Genomic DNA, 10173 nt, shown 5'->3' on the forward strand with positions numbered 1-10173 from the left:
CTCTACTTATAGAAAAATATATATAAATTAATCCTTTCAATATTATTATTTAGATGTTGAGTATCAAAGTTAACATCTAACATGGGATTTGAGAATTAACATACGGTATCTTAATACATTTCTAAAGTAACAGTCCTATTATTGTTTAAATTTATTAATTAATTTCAGTTAAAACAATAAACTTGTAATTACTATTTACTATCAATATGTTCAAATTCAAATTTTTACTATCCAAAATATGTATATGTAAATTTGCAAATTAAATTTTATTCTAAATACCTTTAATCTCAGCATTTAGAATAACGTTATATTAAAAAGATTTATAATAAATTTTTTTACAAAAAGTACTATTAGTATGAATTTCTAAAATGTATAATTATAATTGGGAATACTAGGATATAGCTTTATACATTAAGGGGTGAATAAAAGTGAATAAGTTTAATTGTTTAATTTGTAATGAGGAAGTGCTTTATGAAAATGAAAGTAAGGAAAGAGTATGTTATTTCTGTAAAAAAACTTACGAATCAGCTATAGTATGTAAAAATGGACACTATGTATGTGATTCATGTCATAGTAGTGATGCGCTTACGGCTATAACTAACTACTGTTTAAATAGTGATAGTATAAATCCATTAGAAATGGCAGTAGATTTAATGAAGCATCCAGCAATTAAGATGCATGGACCAGAGCATCATTACTTAGTCCCAGCAGTATTAAGCACTGCATTTTTAAATAAAACTAATGAAAAAGAAAAGTTAAAAAGTTTATTAGATGAGTGTCAAAAAAGAGCTAAGAACGTATTAGGGGGATTCTGTGGATTTTATGGAGCATGTGGAGCTGGAGTAGGTTGTGGGATTTATACTAGTTTAATACAAGAGTCAGGACCTATGAATAAAGAGGAATGGGGACTTTGTAACTTAATGACATCAAAGGCACTTGAAAACATAAGTAAGTATGGAGGGCCAAGATGTTGTAAAAGAGATTCTTTTACAGCTATAGAAACAGCAATAGATTTTACTAAAGAACATTTAAATGTAGATTTAGATAAAACTTTAGATTTAAAGTGCAATTTCAATAGTTTAAATAAAGAATGCTTAAATTCAAAATGCAAATTTTATACTGACAATGAATTAGCCTTAGAGTTGAATTAGACTATTAATATATCAATAAAAAAGTATATCCCAAAGGATATACTTTTTTATTAATTGTTTCTATTTAATAGCTGTAACTGAGGCAGACATAATATACTCACCTACGTTTAAGTTATGACCCCACTTCTCTTCATACTCTTTAGAAACAGGTTTGACATCTATTTTTATATTTTTAAATCCTGAATTTGATAAGTAAACTTCTAACTCTTCAACTGAAGAGGCTCCTGTGACTCAGCCACAATATAGTTTTTCATCTTGTTTCATTTCTTGAGTTAAATCTTTCATAAGGACTATATCTGATATAGATAACCTACCTCCATTTTTAAGCACACGATAAGCCTCATCATAGACTCTTTGCTTGTTAGGAGATAGGTTTATAACACAGTTTGATATTATAACATCAACTAAATCATTTGCTACAGGTAAGTTTTCAATTTCACCTAATCTAAAGTCGACGTTTTTATAATTGTTAGTTAATGCATTGCTTCTTGCTTGACTTAACATCTCTGGAGTCATATCAACACCTATAACAAGTCCATTATTTCCAACTTTTTTAGATGCTAAAAAGCAGTCAAATCCGGCTCCACTACCTAAGTCAAGGACAGTTTCACCTTCTTTTATATCTGCAATTAAGTGAGGGTTTCCACACCCTAAGCCTAAGTTAGAATCTTTTGGAACTGTATCCATATCCTCATTAGAATAACCTATACTTTTAGATATATCTTCCCCACAACAACTTAGATTAGATTCATTTTTTACAATTTTCTTATAGCTATCTCTAACTATATTTTTTATATCTCCGTTAGTAATATCTTTCATATTACAATCACCACCTTTTTAAGTTTAAAAATTAAAATTGTATTAGTTAGAACTGCCTTCTCGTATAAGTCTTGCAAAGTCATTTGGAAGTATTTCATTTTCTTCTATCTCATTTGCCATTTTTTCAAAATCATACTCAACTTCTATAATTTCTACTTCAACACTTGATGGAGTTTTAGCTATCTCATCTTCATTTTTTATATCTATAATTACATAGTTTGCATTAGGATTACCTGTTTTAGGCTTACCAACACTTCCAGCATTAATAAGTAATTTTTCACCATAATACTTAACATATGGAATATGAGTGTGACCACAAACTAATATATTTTCCACTAACTCACTCATAACCTCATCTGCTTCTTTTGAATTTTCCTTTAAATATTCATTTATAAGTCTAGTACTTCCATGAACAAATCTTATAGTTTTTTTATCAAAATTAAAGATTAGTTCTTTTGGTAAGTTTCTTAAGTATTCTTTATTTTCAACTTTTGTAGTTTGACCTGTAAAGTGCATTGAAAGACCTGCTTTTTCAGCATCTTTAGGATCTGGGTAATCACATCCACAAACTATTTTTAAGTTTCCTATAGCATCATCGTAATTTCCCATTATAGTAAGTATCTTATTTTTCTTTAAAGTTTGAATAACTTCATTTGGTCTTGTTCCATAACCTACTAAATCACCTGTGCATACTATCATATCTACATCCTTAGTTTTAATGTCAGCTAATACTGAATCTAGGGCATATATGTTGCTATGTATATCCGATATTACTGCTATTTTCATATATATTTCCTCCTAAATTTTACTTTGTTATCTCTGAGATTACATCTTTAACCTGTGAAACAGTATCACAACTTAAATTAGCATTTTTATATGCTTTTAAAATTTCATAATCATATTTTAGATTTTTATCTTTATCTAATTCATTGTCTAAGATATTTTGAATAAAACTGTATTGGGTTAAAGTCTCATGATCTAATTTATAGTAAATAAACTTTGCTTCTTTATAATAGTTAACTAAATTAGCATTAGTAAGCTTACTTAAATGTCTAGATGCATTAGACTGTGAGATTTCAAGTATTGCTTCTATTTCACAAACGCATAAAGGTCCATCTCTTAAAATATTAAGTATTCTTAATCTACTTTCATCGCTTAAAGCTTTTAAAATTTGTATAAGTTCCATAATAACTCCTTTTCATATTAACATATTCACTTATAATCATATGATATGCTAAAAAAAATGATTTGTAAACTATAAAATCAAAAAAAATTGATTTAAATGATGATAGTAATGCTTATATATCTACCTTATAACTATTTATTCATAATTTGTTCATATTTTTTTATTATTATTAATGTGAAAATAAATATGAAAATGGGAATATAAATTAATTTTTTACAAAGAAAAAGCTAATTTCCAAGAGAGATTAGCTTTTTCTTTGTAAAAAATTTTCAATAATTAGAGTTCATATAATCATTATTAATTAAAAATTAAAATATACACTAGCAAAATTAATCCATAAACTTTTTATAAATTTTATGGTATATTGTAATTAATTTATATAGCAGAGAGACAAAGGGAGACTTACAAATGTTTAATATATTGATAGTAGATGATGAAAAGAAGATAACACAAGTTGTTAAAGCGTATTTAGATAAAGAGGGATACAATTGCATAGTAGCAAATAATGGAGAACAAGCTCTTAAATATTTAACTAACAAAAACTTTGATTTAATAATTTTAGATAGAATGTTGCCAGATATAAACGGAGAGAGTATTTGTAAAAAAATAAGAGAAACTTCTATGGTTCATATAATAATGTTGACTGCAAAAACAGAAGATGAAGATCGTATAGAAGGATTTAATATAGGTTGTGATGATTATGTTTGTAAGCCTTTTAATGTTAAAGAGTTAGTTTTAAGGGTAAAAGCGGTTTTTAGAAAACTAGATATAGAAAAGAAGGATGTACTAAAATTCTCGGATGAACTTGAAATAAATATGTCATCTCATGATGTTAAAGTAAGAGGTGAAAAAGTTGTATTAACTAATACTGAATATAAGATACTTTTACTATTTGCTAAAAATCCAAATAGGATATTTAGTAGAGAACAATTATTAGAATTAGCGATAGATGAACACTATGAAAAAGTTGATAGAATTATAGATGCTCACATAAAGAACCTTAGACAAAAAATAGAATTAGATACAAAAAAGGCTAAAATTATTCAAACAGTATATGGAGTAGGTTACAAATTTGGATTATAAATTAAAAAAACTAAAACTTAATAAAAAACTAATTCTATATTTAGTATCGTTAATAATTGTAGTAGTAATAGTTATAGCAGTATCTATAAATAGTATTTTTGAGAAAAAATTTGAAGAGTATATAATTAAAAATAATGAAAATGAGGTTTCTAACTTAATAAATTCAATAGAATCAGAATATATGGATGGTAGATGGAACTTATACAGTATAGAAAAAATAGGAGAAAATGCTATAAACAAAGGAATATTTGTAGATCTATATGATACAAATGGAAATTTAATTTGGGGAGCCACAACATATAGTCAAGATAGATGTAACAAAATCATGGGAAGTATAGAAAACAACATGAATCACACAATGGCCAACTGGCATGGAAAGTATACGGAGCAATCTTTAAATTTAAAGAATTCAAATAATCAAGTTATTGGATCAATAAAAATTGGAACATATGGATTGCTTTATTATATGGATAATGATGTTGATTTTTTAAAAGAAATAAACCAAGTAATTACTTTTATAGGTATTTTAATGATATTAATAACAATATGTATAGCCATACTAATTGCTAATAATATATCTAAGCCAATAGAGGTTGTGTTAAATATAACAAACTTAATGGGAGATGGAGGTTATTATAATAAGATTGACTATCAAAGTAATATATATGAAATTGATAATCTTATAGTCTCTATAAATAATTTAGCGTCAAAATTAGAAGAGCAAGAAAATCTAAGGAAAAGACTAACTACAGATATATCTCATGAGCTTAGAACTCCACTGACAAATGTACAAACTCACTTGGAAGCAATGATAGATGGAATATGGGAACCGAATACAGAGAGGTTAAATAGTGTAAATGAAGAGGTAATAAGGCTTACCAACTTGGTTAATCAATTAAAAAACTTAGCAAAGTTTGATAGTGAAAAAAGCAAGCTTAACTTAACTGAGATTAATATAGAGAAACTTATAAAAAATATAGTTTATAATAATCAAGGTTGTGCTTTAGAAAAAAATCTAAACATAGTATTTAACTTAGAAAATGTAAATACATATTTAGATAAAGATAAAATATCTCAGGTCATAGTAAATTTACTTTCAAATGCAATAAGATATACAAATGCTGGTGGAAATATATATATATATGCATACAAAGAAAAAGAAAATATTAAAATACACTTTAAAGACGAGGGAGTAGGGATTCCAAAAGAAAGTTTAAATCATATATTTGAAAGATTTTATAGGGTCGATGAGTCTAGAAGTAAAGATACTGGCGGCATTGGAGTTGGACTTACTATTGTTAAATCAATCGTTGACCTACACAAAGGAAAAATTGAGGTTAAAAGTAAACAAAATGAAGGAAGTGAGTTTATAATTACGTTGCCAATAATCAACAATCAAAAGATTTAAAGAATATTTAACATTAAATTCATAATTTGTTCATACTTTTAAACTATTATAAATCCATGAGAGATTCTCCTCTTTAATAATAGATTTAATTTTTGAAATAGGTAAATTCTTTATAAAGGATTTACCTATTTTTTACTAAAAATATGCTGTGATTTAGAAAAAATTTTGAGAATTTATTCATAATTTATTCATAATTATGTAGTATTCTTTAACAAGTTACAAAAAAGTTACAAATAAATGGAGGAAGAGTAATTATGTTAAAGAGAAAATTTTTAATACCTATGACTGCTATTATGATAGTATCATCAAGTATGAGCGCTTTTGCAAATGATGATAAAGAAAGTACAAAAAGTGAAGATGAGTATAAAAAGATAATATATAAAACTGCTAAAGTTAATGCTAAAAGAGGGCTTAATATAAGAAATACCCCTAAAATAAAAGATGCAAATAAATTATATGCAGTTCCAAAAGGTACTGAATTTGAAATATTAGGGCAAGAAAATGATTGGTATAAAGTTGAACTTAAGAATGAAAAGTCAGGATGGATAAATTCAAATTATGTAGATGTAAATAATAAATCATTATATATAAGTGCTGACAATGTAAATTTTAGAGAAGATAAAAACTTAAATTCTAAAGTATTTAAAGTTTTAGATGAGGATACAAAGGTAGAATTTTTAGAAGACAATGGAGAATGGATAAAGGTTAAATACGATGGTAAAGAAGGATATATATATAATAAGTACATAACAGACGAAAAGCCGGTTATAAAAATAAAAGAGGAAGTAGTAAAAGAAATTACAAGCTCAAGTGTAAATGGAAACACTACTCAACAAATTAGTAAACCACAAGAGAATGTTAATATTGAACAAAACAATGAAAATAATGAAACTGATATAATTCAAAATCCATCAGTAAATACTGATAAATCTGAACCAAATATAAATACTGGAGCAGAAAATAGTAAACCTGAAGAATCACAAAATTCTCCAGTAAGTAATTCTAGTAAACAATCAGCAATAGTTAATTTAGCTTATGCTCAGTTAGGAAAATCATATGTATGGGGAGCTGAAGGACCTAACTCATTTGACTGTTCAGGTCTTATGACTTATATATTTAAAAATGCTGGAAGTATTAATTTACCTAGAACATCTAGTCAACAATCTAACTTTGGAACGACTGTAAGTAAATCTAATTTACAGCCAGGAGATTTAATATTCTCGAGTACTGATGGAAGCGGAGGAGTGAGCCATGTTGGAGTATATGTTGGGAATGGAGAAATGATACATGCACCTAAACCAGGAGATGTTGTAAAGAAAAGTAATATAAATACAAGTTATTGGAATGGGACTTACTTATGGGCAAAGAGAGTTATATAAAAACTAAGTCTAATTATTTATAAAAAGCATCTTTACCTCAGAATTAAAACTTATTCATACATAAATTTAAGAATATAAAGAATACTATAGATAAACCTTAAAATTTTGTTCTATATTGTAACCTCATTAAATTTTAAAAAGTTATATAAATATTAAAAAATAGTTAAGGTGTATTTGTAACTAAATACACCTTAACTATTTTTATTCTGCATTATTCAAATAAAATTTTTTATTATACATTACTTAGATAAATGCTCTGATTTTACTAAATCTAGCGTAATTAAATTATCATCAATACTAATTTCTCTAAACCCAGCACTTTTATGCCCGCTTATGGCACTTTTTCTATCTAAAGGAATTACATTTCTTAAAACCTTCACATTAAAGTCATTGAATGCTGTTTCTGCAAGTTTTAACAATCCTTTTGAACAATATCCTTTGGATCTATGTTTGCTTTCGATAACTATACCTATAAGGTGTAAATCATTTTGAGAATCATAGTAAAAGCATACATCACCTACAAACTCGCCAGTTTTACTATTTACTATATATGCATAGTATCTATCTACTCTTTCAGACACCCACTTAGAATACCACTCACTCCAATATTTTCTAGAAAAATCAATGCAACCTGTTTCGTTATTATAGTTTTCAATTCCAAGATTATAACCTTTATTGTAAGACATAGTATCTTCCTGAGACAAAATTAGTTGTCTGTACTTAAGTTCTTCAAACGATGGAACATGTAAAATCAAATCGTTCATAATATAGAATTCCCCTTTTAATTAATAGTGTTTATAACTAAATGTTTATAAGCCAAAGGATGTAGAATTTTTAAAGTTATAATTATTTTTTTAATAAATTATTTAGTTCTTTAGATGTTTTTGTATTATCCCACTTTGAGTAAAAATAAAAACCAATAACATGACCTATTATTGTAAGTATAAAGATCTCTAATATCCATGGTTTTATAAAGATAAACATATCCTGTGAAAATAACCATACAGCTATAATTCCTCCAAGTGTATTTATAACAGATGATATAGCAATTTTATTAAAAGCTTTAAGTGATGAGAAATTCCATAAAGCAGGATACATTACTCCAAATATAATTGCAGAAATAGCACATATACAAACTAAGTTCCAAGTATATTTAACGGATAATGATACATCTCCTAAAAATATAGAAATTAATAATAAGACCCATATAAATGTTAGTGAAAATATTTGAAAAAAAGATGATTTAAACTGTTTAATCATAATAGCCTCTCCTTTATTATTTTTACATAATGTCTATTTACAAAGTGAAATGAGCCATCACTAAGTATCACTTCTAATCTTGCATTTGGAGCAGATGAAAACTCTTTAACTTCATTTAGGTTAATAATTGTTTGATTGTTGATTTTTACAAAACTCTTATAGTTTAGACCTTCTATTTCTTTTAGTCGTTTATTTATCAAATAAAGTTCTTTGGATTTCATTTCTACACAACACATATGGCCTTCTGATTGAAATTTTAATATATCATTTATATTTACTTTGATTTTGCTATCATTTTTAGTATTTATAACTGTTAGTTTTGAAATTTGTCTTATGTAGCTTTCTAAATCATGTCCAAGGTTTACATTTTCAGGACAAACCTTAATCTCTACTTCATCTCTGCTTAAAATTTTATCTATCAAAATATTAATTTTCATTGTTAACTCCTTTCTTGATTTAAATATACTATCAAAAAGTTTAATTATCTACAGATTTGTGTTTTGTTGCAGTTTTTGATAACAGAGTTACATATAATAATAATTTTTATATATATAATAATACATTTTAAATAATGAAATTGGAGTGAAATAAATGAATATAGGATTAAAATAGCGAAGTTATAAATTAAGCGAAATAGAAAAAATAAAATTAGAGAGTATTAGAAGTTATTTTGATTATTTATAGAAATATAGGGTAGTAAAGTATACTAATATTATTTTATAAAAGGTTGGGGTGATGGTATATGTATAGTTTATTTAATGAATTTAAAGAAATAGAGTCTAATAAGTATCTTCTGAGAAAGATATCATATTCAGATTCAAGAGATATCTTGGAAATGTACTCAGATGAGGATGTTATGAAGTTTAACTCAGGTCAAAAAATTAGTTATATAGAAGATATTATAAAGCTTATTGATATTATAGATAAGGGATTTGAAAAAAAGTGGTTTATAAGATGGGGAGTAATTGAAAAAAGTACTAATGAATATTTAGGAGACCTAGCTCTACACCATTTCGATGAAAATGAAAATAAAGTCCAGATTGGCTATATGTTAAAGAAAGCTCACTGGAACAAAGGAATCATGAGTGAAGCCGCTCCATTATTAATTAACCATGTAAGTGAAAGTTCACCTGTTCAAACAATCGAAGCCCATATATATCCTCAAAATACAGCATCTATAAAGCTAGCAGAAAAATTAGGATTTAAATTTAAAGAACTATCAAGTGATGATAAGGACAAAAACAAAGTTAGAGTTATTTATTCTATGAAATTAAGATAAGATATATAATAAAATAGTGTATATAACATCATTCATATTAATATTTTTATTTATATTAATATGAATGATGTTTAATAATTAAAAATATTATCCAATTTTGCCTCCTTTAAAATTTAAATTTTGTATTTATCAAATACCTTATTACTAAAACTTACATTCGTAGAAAAGTAAATTAACCAAACTAAAAATGCTATCAAAAAACACCAATTAGATATAAATAAACATCCAATTCCTCCTATAAAAAATATTAGACCATATTTAAAAAATGTATTTCTAAAATCTTTACTTAATTTTACTTCATCATAACCTTTTCTTTTATTCTTAGAAATTGAATTATATCCGCCAATTAAAATACATGCTTTATCTTTAAAAATAAAAAATATCAATGAAATTACAAAAAAGATTCCTGCCATAGATAAAGAACTATAAAACACTCTAACACCTCCTCTGATTTTATAATAGTATATACAATGATTATAGCAATTTTAAATAAGAAATAGAGTATTAAATATATTAAGAAATCTTAATATTGTTTTTATATAATAGTAGATATCTTAACAACAAATTTATATGGATTTTAATAAAATATTATTAAATAAAATATAAAG

At 25.9% G+C, this 10173-nt stretch carries 12 protein-coding genes; 5 read left to right on the forward strand and 7 right to left on the reverse strand.

Annotated features, from left to right (window positions below; translation table 11 throughout):
* The first annotated feature begins 428 nt into the window (after positions 1 to 428).
* The gene (locus VN21_RS14815; protein WP_052952093.1) at positions 429 to 1151 is read left to right on the forward strand and encodes a DUF5714 domain-containing protein; all 723 of its coding nucleotides are present in this window, start codon (positions 429 to 431) and stop codon (positions 1149 to 1151) included.
* Between the two features lie 60 nt (positions 1152 to 1211).
* On the opposite strand, the gene arsM is transcribed toward VN21_RS14815, so the two are convergent.
* The 3 genes from arsM to VN21_RS14830 are packed head-to-tail and all read right to left on the reverse strand — an operon-like array spanning position 1212 to position 3156.
* The gene (arsM, locus tag VN21_RS14820) at positions 1212 to 1970 is read right to left on the reverse strand and encodes an arsenite methyltransferase (protein ID WP_152650833.1); all 759 of its coding nucleotides are present in this window, start codon (positions 1968 to 1970) and stop codon (positions 1212 to 1214) included.
* Positions 1971 to 2012: 42 nt separating this feature from the next.
* A complete protein-coding gene (locus VN21_RS14825; RefSeq protein ID WP_046823945.1) occupies positions 2013 to 2756 on the reverse strand; it encodes a metallophosphoesterase family protein in 744 nt (247 codons plus the stop codon).
* Positions 2757 to 2775: 19 nt separating this feature from the next.
* The gene (locus VN21_RS14830; protein ID WP_046823946.1) at positions 2776 to 3156 is read right to left on the reverse strand and encodes an ArsR/SmtB family transcription factor; all 381 of its coding nucleotides are present in this window, start codon (positions 3154 to 3156) and stop codon (positions 2776 to 2778) included.
* A gap of 408 nt (positions 3157 to 3564) precedes the next feature.
* Here VN21_RS14830 and VN21_RS14835 point away from each other — a divergent pair, with 408 nt between their 5' ends.
* The 3 genes from VN21_RS14835 (at position 3565) to VN21_RS17980 (ending at position 7026) form a co-directional block, all read left to right on the forward strand.
* Positions 3565 to 4239 (forward strand): response regulator transcription factor, encoded by a 675-nt coding sequence (locus tag VN21_RS14835; RefSeq protein ID WP_046823947.1) that lies wholly within the window; start codon positions 3565 to 3567, stop codon positions 4237 to 4239.
* Positions 4229 to 5647, forward strand: a complete 1419-nt coding sequence (locus tag VN21_RS14840) for a sensor histidine kinase (protein ID WP_046823948.1) — start codon at positions 4229 to 4231, stop codon at positions 5645 to 5647. The genes VN21_RS14835 and VN21_RS14840 overlap by 11 nt, the downstream gene beginning before the upstream one ends.
* A gap of 254 nt (positions 5648 to 5901) precedes the next feature.
* Positions 5902 to 7026 (forward strand): C40 family peptidase, encoded by a 1125-nt coding sequence (locus VN21_RS17980; protein ID WP_052952094.1) that lies wholly within the window; start codon positions 5902 to 5904, stop codon positions 7024 to 7026.
* Positions 7027 to 7265: 239 nt separating this feature from the next.
* Here VN21_RS17980 and VN21_RS14850 read toward each other — a convergent pair whose 3' ends face one another.
* The 3 genes from VN21_RS14850 to VN21_RS14860 form a co-directional block, all read right to left on the reverse strand.
* Entirely contained in the window at positions 7266 to 7790 is a 525-nt protein-coding gene (locus VN21_RS14850) for a GNAT family N-acetyltransferase (protein ID WP_046823949.1), read from the reverse strand.
* Between the two features lie 82 nt (positions 7791 to 7872).
* Entirely contained in the window at positions 7873 to 8286 is a 414-nt protein-coding gene (locus VN21_RS14855; protein WP_046823950.1) for a hypothetical protein, read from the reverse strand.
* Entirely contained in the window at positions 8283 to 8723 is a 441-nt protein-coding gene (locus VN21_RS14860) for a LytTR family DNA-binding domain-containing protein (protein ID WP_046823951.1), read from the reverse strand. The genes VN21_RS14855 and VN21_RS14860 overlap by 4 nt, the downstream gene beginning before the upstream one ends.
* 305 nt (positions 8724 to 9028) lie before the next feature.
* Here VN21_RS14860 and VN21_RS14865 point away from each other — a divergent pair, with 305 nt between their 5' ends.
* Entirely contained in the window at positions 9029 to 9565 is a 537-nt protein-coding gene (locus tag VN21_RS14865) for a GNAT family N-acetyltransferase (protein WP_052952095.1), read from the forward strand.
* A 113-nt stretch (positions 9566 to 9678) separates the two neighbouring features.
* Here the strand turns inward: VN21_RS14865 and VN21_RS14870 are convergent, their stop codons facing one another.
* On the reverse strand, positions 9679 to 9999 hold the full coding sequence (locus VN21_RS14870) for a DUF3784 domain-containing protein (protein WP_226896721.1): 321 nt from the start codon (positions 9997 to 9999) through the stop codon (positions 9679 to 9681).
* Positions 10000 to 10173 lie beyond the last annotated feature (174 nt).

The organism is Paraclostridium benzoelyticum, assembly GCF_001006285.1.
Taxonomy (GTDB): Bacteria; Bacillota; Clostridia; order Peptostreptococcales; family Peptostreptococcaceae; genus Paraclostridium; species Paraclostridium benzoelyticum.